Origin of the sequence: Pontibacter saemangeumensis, from assembly GCF_039541895.1 — a bacterium.
Lineage (GTDB): Bacteria > Bacteroidota > Bacteroidia > Cytophagales > Hymenobacteraceae > Pontibacter > Pontibacter saemangeumensis.
Genome location: NZ_BAABHC010000005.1, coordinates 190,937 through 207,099, shown reverse-complemented (window position 1 = coordinate 207,099; position 16,163 = coordinate 190,937). Strand labels below are relative to the sequence as shown.

General features: G+C 51.6%; 10 protein-coding genes. 4 read left to right on the top strand and 6 right to left on the bottom strand.

The window, feature by feature from the left end; all coding sequences use genetic code 11:
* Nucleotides 1–42 precede the first annotated feature (42 nt).
* Complete coding sequence (locus tag ABD920_RS07145) at nucleotides 43–1,923, top strand: rhamnogalacturonan lyase (RefSeq protein ID WP_345157872.1); 1,881 nt, start codon at nucleotides 43–45, stop codon at nucleotides 1,921–1,923.
* A 364-nt stretch (nucleotides 1,924–2,287) separates the two neighbouring features.
* Here the strand turns inward: ABD920_RS07145 and ABD920_RS07140 are convergent, their stop codons facing one another.
* The gene (locus tag ABD920_RS07140; protein ID WP_345157871.1) at nucleotides 2,288–3,847 is read right to left on the bottom strand and encodes a sialate O-acetylesterase; all 1,560 of its coding nucleotides are present in this window, start codon (nucleotides 3,845–3,847) and stop codon (nucleotides 2,288–2,290) included.
* A gap of 555 nt (nucleotides 3,848–4,402) precedes the next feature.
* On the opposite strand from ABD920_RS07140, the gene ABD920_RS07135 reads away from it, so the two are divergent.
* The 3 genes from ABD920_RS07135 (at nucleotide 4,403) to ABD920_RS07125 (ending at nucleotide 7,527) form a co-directional block, all read left to right on the top strand.
* Nucleotides 4,403–5,845: a glycoside hydrolase family 28 protein gene (locus tag ABD920_RS07135; RefSeq protein ID WP_345157870.1), complete on the top strand. Its 1,443-nt coding sequence runs from the start codon at nucleotides 4,403–4,405 to the stop codon at nucleotides 5,843–5,845.
* Nucleotides 5,846–5,871: 26 nt separating this feature from the next.
* The gene (locus ABD920_RS07130) at nucleotides 5,872–6,000 is read left to right on the top strand and encodes a hypothetical protein (protein WP_345157868.1); all 129 of its coding nucleotides are present in this window, start codon (nucleotides 5,872–5,874) and stop codon (nucleotides 5,998–6,000) included.
* A gap of 459 nt (nucleotides 6,001–6,459) precedes the next feature.
* Nucleotides 6,460–7,527 (top strand): hypothetical protein, encoded by a 1,068-nt coding sequence (locus ABD920_RS07125; RefSeq protein WP_345157866.1) that lies wholly within the window; start codon nucleotides 6,460–6,462, stop codon nucleotides 7,525–7,527.
* A gap of 45 nt (nucleotides 7,528–7,572) precedes the next feature.
* On the opposite strand, the gene ABD920_RS07120 is transcribed toward ABD920_RS07125, so the two are convergent.
* The 5 genes from ABD920_RS07120 to ABD920_RS07100 form a co-directional block, all read right to left on the bottom strand.
* Nucleotides 7,573–8,346, bottom strand: a complete 774-nt coding sequence (locus ABD920_RS07120) for a rhamnogalacturonan acetylesterase (RefSeq protein WP_345157865.1) — start codon at nucleotides 8,344–8,346, stop codon at nucleotides 7,573–7,575.
* 262 nt (nucleotides 8,347–8,608) lie between these two features.
* Entirely contained in the window at nucleotides 8,609–9,394 is a 786-nt protein-coding gene (locus ABD920_RS07115) for a polysaccharide deacetylase family protein (protein WP_345157864.1), read from the bottom strand.
* A gap of 156 nt (nucleotides 9,395–9,550) precedes the next feature.
* Entirely contained in the window at nucleotides 9,551–12,403 is a 2,853-nt protein-coding gene (locus tag ABD920_RS07110; protein WP_345157863.1) for a glycosyl hydrolase, read from the bottom strand.
* A gap of 245 nt (nucleotides 12,404–12,648) precedes the next feature.
* Complete coding sequence (locus tag ABD920_RS07105) at nucleotides 12,649–13,851, bottom strand: alginate lyase family protein (RefSeq protein WP_345157861.1); 1,203 nt, start codon at nucleotides 13,849–13,851, stop codon at nucleotides 12,649–12,651.
* Between the two features lie 137 nt (nucleotides 13,852–13,988).
* Nucleotides 13,989–16,148 (bottom strand): glycoside hydrolase family 31 protein, encoded by a 2,160-nt coding sequence (locus ABD920_RS07100; protein WP_425568580.1) that lies wholly within the window; start codon nucleotides 16,146–16,148, stop codon nucleotides 13,989–13,991.
* Nucleotides 16,149–16,163 lie beyond the last annotated feature (15 nt).

Sequence of the window (16,163 nt, the reverse complement as noted above, 5' to 3'; positions counted from 1 at the left end):
CTCCCTCCGCAAAGGCTCCTCCTATATAAACCCATTGGCACGATGAGAAAAACCAAAACAATATTTCTGTCAGGCATTTTCCTTTTGCTGAGTCTGGCACAGGCAACGGCACAGCGGCAAATGGAATACCTCGACCGGGGCGTGGTGGCCGTGCAAACGGGTGACTATTCTGTGTTTGTGAGCTGGCGCCTGCTCGGGACAGAACCTGCAGAAACAGCCTTCAACCTCTACCGGAAAATAGGCAATAAAAAGCCTGTGAAGCTGAACAGGAAACCTATTACCGAGAGCACGAACTATATAGATACTAATGCCGCCCTCAACCTTTCTCCTGCTTATTTTGTGCGGCCGGTGCTCAACGGGAAAGAAGGGGAAGCCTCCGAAGCCGCAGCGGTTTGGAGCCGGAACTACCTGACTGTTCCGCTGCAAACGCCGGAAGGGTATTCCCCGAACGATGCCTCGGTAGGTGATCTCAACGGGGACGGGCAATATGAGCTGATCGTCCATATGACGGGGCGCGGGCGCGACAATTCATCCAACGGCCTGACCGACGAACCGATTTTTCATGCTTATACCTTAGATGGCAAACTGCTCTGGAAGATAAACCTGGGCAGGAATATCCGGGAAGGCGCACATTACACGCAGTTCATCGTGATAGACATGGACGGCGACGGCATTGCGGAATTCGCCTGCAAAACTGCCGACGGCACTGTAGACGGAACAGGCAAAGTGATGGGCGATGCCACCAAAGACTGGCGCGATGAAAACGGCTTGATCCTGCAGGGCCCGGAATATTTCACTGTGTTTGACGGAAGAACAGGCGCAGCGCTCGCCACCGCCGATTTCATACCCGGCCGGGGTGATTTGTGCGGCTGGGGCGGCGTGGGCGGCAACGGAGGCAATGACTGCGACGGCAACCGGGTAGACCGCTTTCTGGCCGGAGCCGCCTACCTGGACGGTGAGCTGCCGAGCGTACTGATGTGTCGCGGCTACTACGGCCGGTCCGTGATAGCCACCTGGGATTGGCGCAACGGCAAACTGACTTCACGCTGGGTGTTTGATTCAAAAGACGGAGAGAATCCTTTTTCCGGCCAGGGCAATCACAGCCTGAGCGTAAACGATATAGACAGCGACGGAAAAGACGAGGTTATATATGGCGCGATGGCGTTAGACGATACGGGCAAAGGCCTCTACTCCACCGGCCTTCGCCACGGCGACGCCTTGCACGTAAGCCAGTTCGACCCGGCCAACCCCGACCAGTTGGTGTGGGGAATTCATGAGAACGAAACAAGCGAATCAGGGTATGGCGTTGCCCTGTACAACGCCCGGACAGGCGAGATTATCTGGGGAGGCGAAGAAGGGCAGGATGTTGGGCGCGGCCTGGCTGCGGACATCGACCCACGCAACCCCGGCGCTGAAATGTGGTGGAACGGCGACAAGGGCCTGTATAATGTAAAAGGCGAGCGAATCAGCAAAAGCCCTGCTGCTACGAACTTCGCCATCTGGTGGGACGGCGACCTGCTGCGGGAACTGCTCAACAGCAACTACATCGACAAGTGGGATTATGAACAGGAGCAACAGGTGCGGTTACTGACAGCTGAAGAATGCACCTCCAACAACGACACCAAAGCGACGCCCGCCTTAAGCGCAGACCTGTTTGGCGACTGGCGCGAGGAGGTGATTTTCAGAACGGAGGATAACCAAAGCCTGCGCATCTATACCACCACCATCCCGACAAAGCACCGCCTGTATACCCTGATGCATAACCCGCAGTACCGCCTGAGTGTTGCCTGGCAAAACGTGGGCTACAACCAGCCGCCGCATACCAGCTACTTTCTGGGGCACGGCATGAAGCAGCCGCCCCGCCCGAATATTATAACTTCCCAAAAAACAGGTACCAATCAGAAGCGAACCAAGCGTTTATAAATAAATTTGGCACAGGTCACTAACACGTAGCCTCAGGAATTATTCTGCCTATGCCTTTAACCGCTGTACATCCCACTGGACTCAATCCTTTTAAGTTCCATAGTTTATTTTGGTGCTCTCTGGCCGAGAGGCCTCGTTTTCCCCCTCGGTGCTGTGTAACTGAAGCTGCCGGGGGTGGGGGCCCTCTATTCGCTCTGCTCAGGCTGCCGCATCCGCGGCACCGCAACATTTACAAGGCGCCTCAAGGAAAAACTGGAAACAGTTTAGCCTTGAGCCAGTGAATGTATTCTTATATGTAGTCAACCTTATTTCAGTGAATCGCATTAAATAAATTCTCGAGTTCACATTACAAAAAGCTAATCCATTAGTTCTTCCCGTACGTTTCGGCTGACCAGGTATCTGTGCGGAATGGCGAGGCGGGCAGCCCGGCTTTGTTGTAGAGGTTCGGCTCCGGTATGCGCTCCCATGCAAAGCGTACCGCCACCGGATTCTTCACCTCATCGCTCCAGACCACGACCTTATTTCCTTCTAACCTCGCCTTAGCGGGTACAAACTGCTGGTCTGCACCGGCAATGGTGAACTCTGTCAACTCTCCCCCCTTCGCTACCAGACCCCCGCCTATATGGTCAAATGAAAGTTTTATCCTGCCCTTTGTCACCTGCATCGATTTGTAAACAGGGCCGGAGTAGACGGTGTTCTTCTGCCCATAATCCTTTGCCAGCGCCCACAATGCCAGGCGCTTTCCGACTACCTGCTTGTTTCGGGGGTGGATGTCCAGCCAGTCCCCGGCATCTGTGATCACGGCCATGCCTGTGTTGGGAATAGTCTGCATGGTCAGCAACTGAGCCTCCCGGATTTCCGGCCGCTGGCTGCGGTGCGGGGCAATCTGCACGAAGTAGAACGGAAAATCGCTCTTCCAGCCCTGCCGCCAGTTCGCAATCATGGCCGGGAAAAGCTTCCGGTACTGGTAGGCTCTGTCAGCATTGGACTCACCCTGGTACCAGATGGCCCCTTTGATGGTATAGGGCAGCAGCGGCGCAATCATGGCGTTATAAAGTTTGTAGGGAGACTTGTGATGCGTCGGCCCCATCGGCTCGCGCGGGGTGGCCGCAGGCTTTTCGCCTCTGTCCTTCGCTTCCGCTGCCTCCTCTTTCCACTGTTCCAGTTCCTGCTTATATACACCTATCGCCTCCGGGAATTTTTTTACATCCTCCGCATACCGCTCCAATATCGGCCGGAAGTCGGCGTCCGACTCCAGCACTTTCTTTTGTGTCCAGCCTTCTGCGGGTGTTCCGCCCCAGGAGGTATTTATCAAACCAACTGGAAGGCCGGATTTTTCATATAGCTCCCGGGCAAAGAAATAGGCCACGGCCGAAAAATCTCCCACGGTGGCCGGACTGGCGACCTGCCAGTTTCCCTCCACATCCTGCTGCGGCTCATCGGCTACTTCACGCGCCACTGTGAACATCCTGATTTTGGGATAGTCTGCCTTTGCTATTTCCTCTTTATAGTTCACCACACCCGTTGCCCATCCGGAGTTTTCAATCGGTGCCACGGGGAAATGCATGTTGCTCTGTCCTGAGCAAATCCACACTTCGCCCGCCAGCACATTTTCCAGCTGTATCTCGTTTTTCCCCTTGAAGCGAACCGTGAAAGGTCCTCCTGCCTTTGGCGTATGCAGTTTCACCTGCCAGTTACCGGCTGCGTCCGCGACGGCCTTTGCTGCTTTGTTATTCCAGCTTCCGGTCACCTGCACCGTTTCTCCCGGGTCGGCCCAGCCCCACAGCGTAACCGCTGTGTCCTGTTGCAGGACCATGTGATCGGCAAGCAGGGCAGGAAGTTTGATGTCAGCATACAACCTGTTGCTCAGGGGCAGTAACAGCAGCAGGCACAACCCAAGGCATCCTCTGAATCTTCTATCCATCTGTTTTCGCTTTTGTCTATCTGAACGTAATATAAGGTGTCCTGCTCACAAGACTATCCTGTGGTATAGGGTGCCGGCATAAATTTGCAGGCTTGCAGCAGTATCGAATGGATTCTACATATCTATCCAACCACCCCTGCCCCTCCTTGTCTAAGGAGGGGAGTCTACTGCTGCCTCCTCAAACTTCAAAGATTATAGTTGAAGGTATTTTAGATGAATTCTACAGTTTGAAACTCACCATATATAATCATGCACTTGATATATAGCTTGAGTCACGGAAGAAAGGAGAAGGAGTAAGAAAAGCTCCCCTCCTTGGACAAGGAGGGGCAGGGGTGGTTCGAACATGCTTGCACAGCGAGTATGCGTAAAACCTAATTGATGAAAGTATAGCAGCAAAAGAAAGCGCATAAATGCTGACTCGGCACGTTCTTTTTTCTTGCCGCAGGGACAGGACAGCGCAGGATAGGAATTCTACCTCATTTAGCTAATTTAGAGAGTGGTAAAACAACAGTTTTGCTTCTGAATTTTAGCACCCGCCCTATATAGAACTTCCTTATGAGACATGATAGCTTTATCACCTTGGTCCTGCTTTTCGTATGCGCCTTCGCTTTTATCAGCTTTCAGGGGAAACCTGAGCAAGACGATCTGCCGAAACTGGCATGGCTGAAGGAAGTGGGCGCGAAAAAGATGCCCACTAAAAAGAAGGTATATGAAGTGACAAAATACGGCGCGGTAAACGACGGCAAAACGCTCAACACCAAAGCCATTCAGGCCGCCATCGATGCCTGTGCCGCCAAAGGCGGGGGTATCGTCACGTTCAAACCCGGCGATTACCTCACCGGCTCCATCTATTTAAAAAAAGGCGTGCATCTGCGAATAGATGAAGGCGTACAGCTATTAGGAAGCCAGAACCTGGCCGACTACCCGGAGATAGACACCCGTGTGGCGGGCATCGAAATGAGGTGGCCCTCGGCGCTGATTAATGTGCTGGACCAGGAAAACGTAGCCATATCGGGGAAAGGCGTGGTGCATGCGCAGGGGAAGCCGTTCTGGGACTTATACTGGAACATGCGCAAGGAGTACGAGCCAAAGGGCCTGCGCTGGATTGTAGACTACGATGCCAAGCGCCCGCGTACGCTGCTGGTTTCCGAGTCTTCTGACGTGACCATCAAAGACATTACGATGAAACAGGCTGGTTTCTGGACGATTCATATCCTGTATTCCGACCATATAACCGTGGACGGCGTGGTGATTCAAAACAACATCGACGGGCACGGGCCCAGCACCGACGGCATTGATATAGACTCTTCTTCCTATATACTGGTGCAGAACTGCGACATCGACTGCAACGACGACAACTTCTGCCTAAAAGCGGGCCGCGACTGGGACGGGCTGCGGGTAAACAGGCCCACAGAATACATTTTAATCCGCGATTGCATTTCGCGGGCAGGGGGCGGGCTCATCACGTTTGGCAGCGAAACATCCGGGGGCATCCGGCACGTAGTGGCGCACAACCTGAAGGCCAAGGGCACCGGTGTAGGCATTCGTTTTAAGTCGGCGACCACCCGGGGCGGCACCGTAGAGAACATCTATATACAGGACATCGAGATGGACGGCGTCAGGGTACCGATTGAGGTGTCGATGAACTGGAACCCGAGCTACAGTTATTCTACTTTACCGGAGGGCTATACCTACGAAACCATCCCGCAGCACTGGAAAACCATGCTGCAGAAGGTAGAGCCGGAAGAGCGCGGCATTCCGAATTTCAGGGAGGTATATATCTCCGATATAAAGGTAAAAGATGCCGCCAAGGCTATTTCCGCTGCCGGAATTCCACAATCCTATATAGAAGATTTCCACCTGCGCGACATGGAGATTGACGCTAAAACAGCAGGAGAAATCTCTCATGCCAGGAACTGGACGTTCGAGGATGTGGACATCGACACGCAGGATGGCAGCAAAATAGACGTCAAGAACAGCACGAACATCGGCCTGTAATTTACGTGCTGCTTTGCCTGCCATATATGGAACAGGCCGAAGTCGGGGTAAACAATTGCAGAAAATGCGGCGCGGCAGTGGATGAATTCAGTTTTGAGGAACTGCCGAAAGAGGAACAGCTGCATTGGGAAAAGCTGGAGTACCAAAATCAATAGATTTCATTCTCCACTGCCCGGGCTGCGAGGAGTACTCCGCATTATTTATGACAGAAGAGTTTTAACAAGAAGAACCGGGTAACACCGGTTTTTTTGTTTTATGGGTGGATATATAGGAGAAGTATATATAACAAGTTTGATTAGGAGCCTTAACAAAACCTTTCTATCTTGATTGGAAGATGAGGATATAAAATTGTTTTTTTAACCCAAGCAAGTACTGCACGAATTCGGAAGAAAAGGCAAAATCGCTTCCATACATAGTGCAGATAACCCTATGTTCACGCATATCCGCTATTTATAAGGTATTACTACTATCTACCATATAGCAATTATAAAAAATGTTTACCGACAGAACACTTAATTCTAACGGGTCTTGAAGAAAGGTTTATTAGGTTCAAATTAAAAACTATAACTGAAACAATAAAATTAAACCTTATATACTTACTCAGCCTTTTGTTGTTGTTATCGTGCAGACAGTCTGTTAGTAAGGTAACAGATACAACTACTATAGAAGCAGGTACAGCTAAAATAACAGCAGGAACAGCTAAATTAACAGGAAGCATAACAAGTCCGAACGATACCAGCAAGGATAGCATTTATGTAAATGCTTTTGTTACACATCCAATTTCGGGAGAGATTGTTCAATATAAAGCGCTCGTTGATCAGTCAGGGAAGTTCTCTCTTGACATTGATGTTGAAACCGCTATTTCTCTGATTGGCTTAAACACAAGTTTAAATCCGCACATGCCCTTTTATGCTAAATTGACAAGTGGTGGTGTTACTAATCTTGAAATTGCTTATGATTCAGATTTTCATAGCGCAAATATTGACGTTACGCCAGCAAACATGACGCAATATGATATGATCCGAGGCGTAGAGTTCATACCTAAAATGGCCTCCTCTGAGCATAGCAAGGCACCGGAACCTTTGTATGACAAAAGCACAGATTATTTTCTGAATCACGCGAAGACTATTATATCAGAAAGAATAGAGATTTTAAATAATGATACATTAATTTCAAAAGAATTAAAAGGAGTTCTGTCCAAGGATTTTCGTTTAAACATGTATGTAGCACATGTCTTTGACTATGAAGATGCGATGATTCGTAATTATCGAAACTCAACTTGCGACAGAAGCAATAAACCAGGTATACAAAAGATTGACAGATCCTATTATAGTTTCCTGAAAGATTTTAATCTTAATGACCCGCAGTATCTGCAAACTTCTGAATTTCTGCATTTTCAAAAAGAAATTCTCCAAAATAAGATAATAGGGCTCCCTGAAATAGGAGAAAGCGATATCCCTTCTTGGTTAGCAAGTGTGAAAGCTGTTTTATCGGATTTAGTCGGATTCGACAATGGCCCCTACTACGATATTTTAGCAGCCAATGCTTATGCCAGACAGCTAAATGAGGAAGTAAGACCGCTAACCGAAAAGCAAAAAGAGCATATAGCAGATTATTGGGAAAACGGAGAAATTGCAAAGATACTATTTCGAAAAAACCAGCAGGTTGTTGAATTCCGGTGAAAATATACGGCAAGGGCGACACTGCTTAAGTCATATGAATATGAATTAGTTAGTGAGTTTAGGCTTTTTCAGGTTCTTCACCAGCGGCTTCAGCTTAAGTTCCTTTATTCCTTCCACCGCCAGTTCTGCCACCTTCAGGGCGCCGGGCTCCTGCATGTGGGTGTCGTCTTGCAGGCCGTCTGGGTACTTCGGGTGCTCTCCCGGCTCCAGCCACATATAGAGTTCCTTAGCTGCCTCCGCTCCCATTGCCTGCACATAGTTTCCGGTTTTCTGGTTTAAATCAATAAGGGGCACTTTCATTTCGGTGGCTACTTCCCGCGTAATGTCTGGATATGGGCCGATGGCGGTATTTACTTTTCCCTGTTCATCAAATCGGCGCATGGTGATGGAGGTCAGCAGCACCGGGTTCGCCTGCTTCGCGCGCACCTCGTTCACGAACTTGCGCAGGTTATCCCGGTAATCTTCAGGCGCGGTATGGCGCTCTGGCTTGCTGGAGTTATCGTTATGCCCGAACTGGATGAATACCCAGTCGCCTTTCTGCAACGCATCCACGATGCCCTGCCAGCGCCCCTCGCTGAGGAAGGTACGGGTGCTGCGCCCGCCGATGGCTTTGTTTACCACCATCACGTCCTCATCAAAGAACTGCCCCAGGTACTGGCCCCAGCCCCGCATCGGCGTCTCAGCTTCTTTGTAGGTTTGCATGGTAGAATCACCTGCCAGGTAGATGGTTATCTTCTCTTTTCCAGGAAACGTAAAGCTCACCAGGAGCAGGCAGAGCACAAGAATTTTCAGGTTTTGAAGCATATTCGTTTTTATCATATATAATCATAATGTGAAATGAGAATTATTCTGCCTATGCCTTCGACTGCTGTACATCCCATTGGACTTACTTCCTCTAAGTTCTATAGTTGGCAGTGGTGCTCTCGGGCCGAGAGGCCTCGTTTTCCCTTTCAGCGCTGCTTTCGTTTCCTGCCTTACGGCTGCCGCTCCCGCGGCACCGGAAACTCTCGAGGCGCCTCAAGGAAAAACTGGAAACGGTTTCGCTTTTAGCTATATACCAAGTTTTTATAGCAGCAGGTCGTTATGGCTTGTTCATAAGGTTTGTGAATACGGGCTCAATTTCGATTAGTGCCTGCTCCACATTCACATACTGCTTTAGATCGCGCAGGGCAATCACTTTATAGTTGTTTTCTTTCAGATAGGCCAGGTACTCCTCAAATAACTCCGGGGGCGTAGTCACCCAGTCATGCGCCGTATCAGGCACACCATGCACGGTCAGCACGACGATTTTGCCGGCCTTCGCTTGTTGCAGTGCTTCTAATACCCGCTGCTTGTCATCACCTGTGGTACTGTAGCTTGGTATCAGGTAAGGATGGTCCGTGTTCGGGTCGTAGGGACGGCTGCCTCCGGCGCGGGCAAACAGGTAGCCTTTCGCTTTTAGCGTTTCGATGGCGGCCGGGCTGGTGCTGTAGCCCGGATAGGCAAAGGTCTGGGGTTTTCTGATTTGCAGTTCGGCGCATTTTTCCTCGATATAGGCTAACTCCTCCACAAACTCGGCTTTGCTCATTTTGGTGACGTGGGTGTGGTTCCTAGTATGGTTCGCCACCTCGAAACCCGCTTTATCCAGCTGCTGTATCTGCTCCCACGTCATGTATTTTGTTTTGTCCTCAAAATCAGGCGGGAATTCACAGACGAAGAAAGTGCCTCCAAACCCGTACCTCTTCAGCAGGGGCGCCACAAAGGTGGCGTGAGAGGCCACGCCGTCATCAAAAGTGAGCACCACCACTTTATCCGGCACCTGCTTCCGGACTATCTGGCCTGATGCCGTACAGGCAGAAGCTATATAGAGCGTGAGTACAAGAAGCACGCATAACACTGAATACGGTTTCATCATAGTTCTTATATATACTCTATATGGCGGTGCTGAGGCGAGGTCCCTTTCCTGCTTCAAATAACCTATGCTTTTCAGGTAACCCGGCGCATGTTTCAGCATGATGCAACATCCGCCCCGCCTCACAACTACTCACCTTAAACCAACCTCCTTTGCGGCAGCTGTAGTATAGGGTGTAATAGTGACCGGCCCCAGCAAACCGGATGGCATGGGTTTCCATACCGAAGCATCAAAAGGCTTGTAGTCAATGTTCACGAAGTTAATCTCATGGTACTTCCGCCATTCCATTTTCTTCTGGTCCATGTCCCGGATGCGGTTCGCCATCAGGTTGGCCACCTCTACCTTCAGCGTGTTTTTACCCGGCTTCAAATACTGGCCTACCCTTGTCTCGAACGGGATGCTGTTCAGGATTCCTACCTCCTGCCCGTTGATCCAGACACGCGCGCTTTCATTTACCTTACCCAGATCCAGCACATACTCTTCTGCACTTTTGGCAGGCATCTCAAAGGTGGTGGTATATTCACCTGTGCCCGAGAAGGCTTCAGCTTTCTTGTCGCCAAGCTCCGTCCAGGATTTCAGTTGGCTCATTTTCTGGTCGGCAGGCAGCGCGGGACCGCCTTGTGTGAATCGCAGGGCCCAGTCACCGTTCACTGCTATCGGCGCCCCTGCTTTCTCCAGGTACTGCCACGCCACCATACCCGGTGCCTGGCCTGATGTGGCATGAAGGATAAGCGCTTCCCCCGGTTTCATCTGCACCCTTACCACTGTCCTGTTGTTTTCCGTGGTGGACGCGGCCAGCCCGGCGTTGCCGCTTTGCGGGTCCATCAGCACCACAGCCTGCGCCGTCACGTTCAGGGGAATGGTCGTGTCGACGGTTTTGGGTGTGTGGTTGACCAGGTAATAGTATTTCCCGTCGTTTACCTGCCGACGCGTGAACTTCAGCCCGGTATCCGTTAAGGCCTCACGCTGAATGCCTTTGTACGCCAATGCCTGCTGCACATCCCCGGCAAGCAGTATCTCCCCGTTTCCTGTTTTCATTTGCCGGATACCGTTCCCTGCATCCGTAAACGCCAGTGAGGCCTTCAGTTGGTTTAGCTCCTGTCTTCTTTCCTCCAGGTTATGCAGGCCCGGCACATCGTCCGGCAACGCCTCCACCACAACAGTAGCCCCTTCTTTAGCAAGTTGTATCACCCTTTCGAGCGTCTCCACCGACATGTGTTCGCTCTGCGGGATGACCAGCACCCTGTACGCGGGAGCCGCGGCAGCCGTCATGATGTTACCTTCCTGTACGCTGGCTTGCTGCAGCATTTTATCAGAGACAAAATCAAGGGAGTAACCGGCCTCCATCAGTTGTTTCGACTGCTTGTAGAACTGTGTTGGGTGAAGCCACTCGTCAATGTCATGCACTTTTATCAGCATTTCCATCCCCTCGGGTTTACTCCACACATCATAGATCGGCCAGTAGACCAGCAGCTCGTTATCAGCACTGCCTGCTTGCAGCACCGACTGCACCCGCGTAATGTAGTTGTTGAACCCGCTAAACTGCGGCCACAGGCTATTGGCAGGCGTCAGGTTGAGGGAAGCGTAAAACAGCCAGCCCGGCCACGCCACGTCTTCCGGGGAGTAGGTAACGCCGTGGTAGAACACATGATTAACGCCGGAAAGGAACACCTGCTCTACTTCCGGTTTCATCTGGGAATAGGCTGTTTTAAAGTGCTCCCCCAGCCAGGTAAAAGTTTCGCTTGACACTAGTTTCTTGCCTGTAACATGTGCCGCCGAAGAAGCAAACTTGAGCATGATCGGGTCCGGATCCACGTTGCGCACATCGGCACTGTCGCGGCGGAGACCCGGAATCGGAAAGTAGCTGGAGCCGAAGGTTTCGCACTCCGGGATGTCTACGGCCGCATACAAGTCCAGCAAATTGCCCGGTGAGCCGTGCGCCTGGTTTTTGGTGATGCTGTTGCGCTGGTGCGCCCACGCGTTCCAAGGTTCATAGAAATGGTCCAGCAGCAGCTCACCCATTGTTTCGCGGTAATCGGACTTCAGGCGGGCAACGGTGTCGGAATGCGCTTCGCTGACAAGTTCTCGCAGGTACGGGCGCAGGTCATATCCCCTGCGCTCCCGGAACGCCTCAAAGAAATCTGGCGACCAATCGGCGTCATATACTTCGTAGCTGTCGTTGTAAAAGGCTCTGACACCATAGTTCTGTTCTCCGAAAGCGCTGCTAAACCGCTCCAGGTAAGTTTCTACCGCATCTTCGGAAAGGTGGTTCAGGGTATACCCGACGCCCCCGGGGGCGGCCCGCTTCACCATCTGCCGCGTCTTCCCGCTGAAAGCGGCATAGATGGTCCAGTTGCTCGCTTCCGGTTTCCAACTCAGTTTTCCGTCCGGGCCTACTTTGTCCGTTACATTCACTACTTCGCCCGCAAGGCTGTACGCCATCACGGCCTGCAGTTTTGGGTTTAGCTCGCGCTGCTTCGGGTCCTGCACTTCAAGGGTCTCTTTGAGCGTCTGCCCCCCTTTTAGCGGATAGGTCTGCACGATGAGTTTGGTGGCGGCATGCTCCGGCTTCACCTGCGGACCGCCGAAGGGCCAGCCCGTGCCCTGCGTCATATCGACTCCCATGCCCAGGCTATCGGCTTTGTTCACCGTGAAATCGAGCATGTGCATCCACGCGGGAGAGAGGAAATCGATGTACCTGCTCTCATGCCCCATTGCTCCGTATATAGGCGCTATCTCCACCCCGCCCAGGCCAGCGGCGGCGTACTCCTCCAGCAGCCGTTCGATGTTCTGCTCGTCCACGGCACTGCCCATCCACCACCAGCGCGTCCAGGGTCTGTGCTCCTTTTTGATGTCCGGCCATGCTGCGGCGGCCTGTGCTGCAGTTCCTGCAGCAGAAGCTGTTTCTGATGCCTGTGGCTGACGGCAGTTGGTGAGCAGTGTGCCGCACAAAACAAGGGCAGCGAGCAATTTATTTTGATGCATGATGTAATGTCTTAGCGGCTGTTTTGATTTCATAATTCAACGTGATCTCGGGAACAGGATTACTTTTTAATGCATAGGAATAAGGTTTACTTATAGCAGCTTCGTTAGCTCTCCGTTCCTGGTTTAGGAAGAAGTAGTTTCTGAATAATGGCTACCGGGATTGAACGAGACCATGCCAGCTCTTCTGTAAGCACGTTCCGCTCTCATGCCCGATGGGCCTAGCATCAACTCCTTCCTCATAGCTTTTAATTCATCCAGATAATAGGATTGCGTATAGGCAGATTGCGAACCACTTCTTCTACCTCCGGCATGTGATCCAGCCGCTTCCATGTTTCAAACCAGCTTTGCTGATCATACGCTTCTGCGCCAAACACTAAGAAAGGATGCGCTACCGGCCAGTTTTCCCAATACATCACATCTTCATCATATGGCCATTTATCCTTATCTGCCACATATGGGTACAAAAAATCAATTCCTTTTTTTATAGACTTACCATCAGCGGTCTTATAGCTCCAAAGATCGTGTGACTCATCCGATAAGATCTGTACCACAGTAGTCATGGCATCCAGATTAAAGAGGGAATAGCCATAGGGCTTGGTCCGGTCGATTTCCTCCGGAAAGCTGCCGTCTGCCGCCATTTGGCCGGGCAGCAACACATTTTTATATCGCTCGCGGCAGAAATCCAGTATTTCCTCATTCCCCGTAAGCCTGGCAAAGGAGGCGACCTGCATCACCCAGCAGGTTGCATGGTTATTGGCTCTGTTCATTTCGTCCTTGCCATATTCGTGGGTGGTAAGCCACTCCAAATATTGGGCAAACCAGTCCTTTATATCCGCTACTAACGCGCTGTCCACCCCAGGGGCACCTTGCATCACAATTAATCCCTGGGCCACCTCCATCAGGTGAATGGTATCAATAATGCCAATGCCTCGGCCTGTCACACGCCCCATGATTGCCTGTGCATACAGAAGAGAGGGGTTCATGAGGGTTTCTGGGTTTACGAACCAGGCCTGCATGTGCCTGAGCGCATGGTCTACATATTTCTTATCCCCGGTGATTTCGTATGCTGAAGCAAGGGCACCGACGATGCGGCTAAAGCGAATCATTGAGTGTCTGTGCGCTACAAAATTATCCGGGTTCGTCATCCCGTCCCGCTGAATGTAGGGCCCTTCCGGATTTTCAGGATCAGGCCACCAGTAATCTCCCTCCGAATAAAAGTCATGGATGCCTCCCGCACTTCTTTCCGCAACGTGAGCAGTTACTGTAACAGGCCCCTGTTGCAGCGCCCATGCGGCCGCTTCTAAAACATGCTCATGCAGCACTTCTACAACATCGTCTTTTCCCACCGCTTCTTCTTTCAATGCCTCGGTTGTACGCACCTTTACCCCACATCCCGCCATACATAAAAATAAAAAACAACACAGTACAGATAGTGAATTGACTTTCATGTGTAGACTCCGTTTTGATTTAAACCCGCATTAACCGCTCCGTTGCGACCGATAAAATTAATATAGCTGGTTGGCGTCTTCCGCGTACTATGGCGAATACAGCACACGCAGCGCCTGAAACAGGCCTTCCGCTAATTTTAGTTCGTCATAAAATTCCAGGAGACTTTACCAAAGGTGTTAGGCATCCCCCTTTCCGCTTTGGAAATACTGCCTCTGAGTTTACCGTTACTTCGGCGTTCCACCACTACTTCTCGCCAGGTGTATTCCCCTTTTTCATAGTCAAAGGTTTCCCCGTCATCATCATAGAGCCTGTATGTCCCTGGCTTTTCCCCATAGTGGCGAATTTCCATGGCCACCTTTTCCCCTGCCTTGGGGGCATGCAGCATGGGCGCCATCATCGGTATGATGCCGCCGTCTTTCACATATACCGGAATTTTTTCCAGGCCAGGGGTAACTGTAATAACCTCTCCACCCCCGACGAATTCTCCCGTATAGAAATCATACCATCTGCCTTGCGGAAGGATTACTTTCCTGGATGTCTGGCCAGTAAACATAGGGGCCACCAGCAGATATTCGCCCGCCATGTACTGGTCTTTTACTTCCCTGCGCACCGCTTCGGCGTAGGGGTTTGTTTCCAGGTTTACCTGGGAATCCGCCAACGTTGCGGCGCTTTGATCCTGTGTAAAACCTTCTTCCAGATTCATGGCACGGAAAGGCGGCGTTCCCTCAAAATGATATTTTGCAAACGCACTATACCAATAGGGCATCATTTGCATGCGCAGTATGGCCATTGCCTTCACCTCCTCTGCTACTTCCGGGAAAGACCACGGCTTGGTGCCGCTCGACCAGGCGTTGATCATAGCCATGGGTGAAAACACAACGGATTGCATTCTGCGCAGCCACTCCTCACCGGTTTTGGAAGCGCGCGCCTCCGGGGTCCAGAGCACCCCGGCAAAGCCGCTGTTGACCAGGGCTGTTATAAAATCCTCGTGCTTGTAATAGTCATTGTAGATGACATAAGGGAAAGACGTTCCTCCTCCGTTCGACGCTCTTACCAGACCATAGGTGCGGGTATTCCGCTCCCGGAAAAGCCGGGTGCTCTGCTTCTGTACCAGCAGGCCATAAGTCTGCCGCATTTGCTCGGCGCTGACTCCGGATGGGAAGGTGGCAACATCCGGCCAAAGATAGCGGTCATACCCGTCCACCTCGTCAATCTTGTACCCGCTCACGCCGATGTCCACATGGTTTTCTTCAAACGCAGACCAGAAGATGTCCTGCGCTTTGGGCATGGTTAAATCCGGCACGGCGCCCACCCATACGGTATGAGAAGCGGTATAAGGCAATATCTCATCATAAATGGAGGCCTCAGGCGCCACATACGGGTTCGTCCAGAGATTGACCTTCACGCCCATCCCCTTCAGTTCCTGTACGAACTTTTCCGGATCAGCAAAGCGGCCTTTATCCCACTCAAAGGTGCAGGGATAAGCCTTGCTTTGCCAACCGGGCTCCAGACCAATAAAGTCCAGGGGATATCCCTTTTCTTCAAAAGCTTTGGCCTCTGCTATGGTCTGTTCAGCTGTATATAGTTTATGCACCCGTTGCGTGAAACCAAGCCCCCAGCGCGGAGGCAAAGGTCCTCCGCCGTTAAACAGGTTGTACCGCCGGATAGCATCCAGGGGCGTCGGCCCTGCAAACACGTACACTTCCACTCCCGCTGCCGGCACCAGCATTTCCACAGCATCTGAGTAGGGCCTTGAGGTCCAGTTTTCATCGGTATTCCGGTCTCTTGCCTCCGGCGGGTTCTCGCTGTCGATTCGTGCAGCAGCCCCTGCATATACATCAATATAGCGGGCTGCATTTACAAACACGCCATAGCCATTGGACGAAACGTAGAAGGGCACGGGAGCATGCGTTCTGCCATTGTCTTCCCCGCCATAATGGTCTACGTGCAGGCGCAATATCTTTCCCCGCTGATGAACCGACTGAAAGTTTAGGCCGAAACCGTAGATCTGCTCGCCCCGCTCCAACGGAAAGCGCAACGCAGTTTTCCCTCCCTGCACCTGCCCGGCAATGTCACTCTCCGGCAGCGGAAAAGCGGCCTGCCCAATTTTTGCCAGTGCCTCCACTTTGGGTGCTACACCGGCTGCTTTCAGTAAATCATATTCATCGGGATTGCCCACGACCGTTTTCCAGACACCGGGCGCTACTTCAGTCCAGTTTAACCCCTGGGCATTTGCTGCAGTAACGATACCACAGCAAGAGACAATTAGAAAAGTAAGGATCTTAGACAGACGCATCATATGGGGATTCTT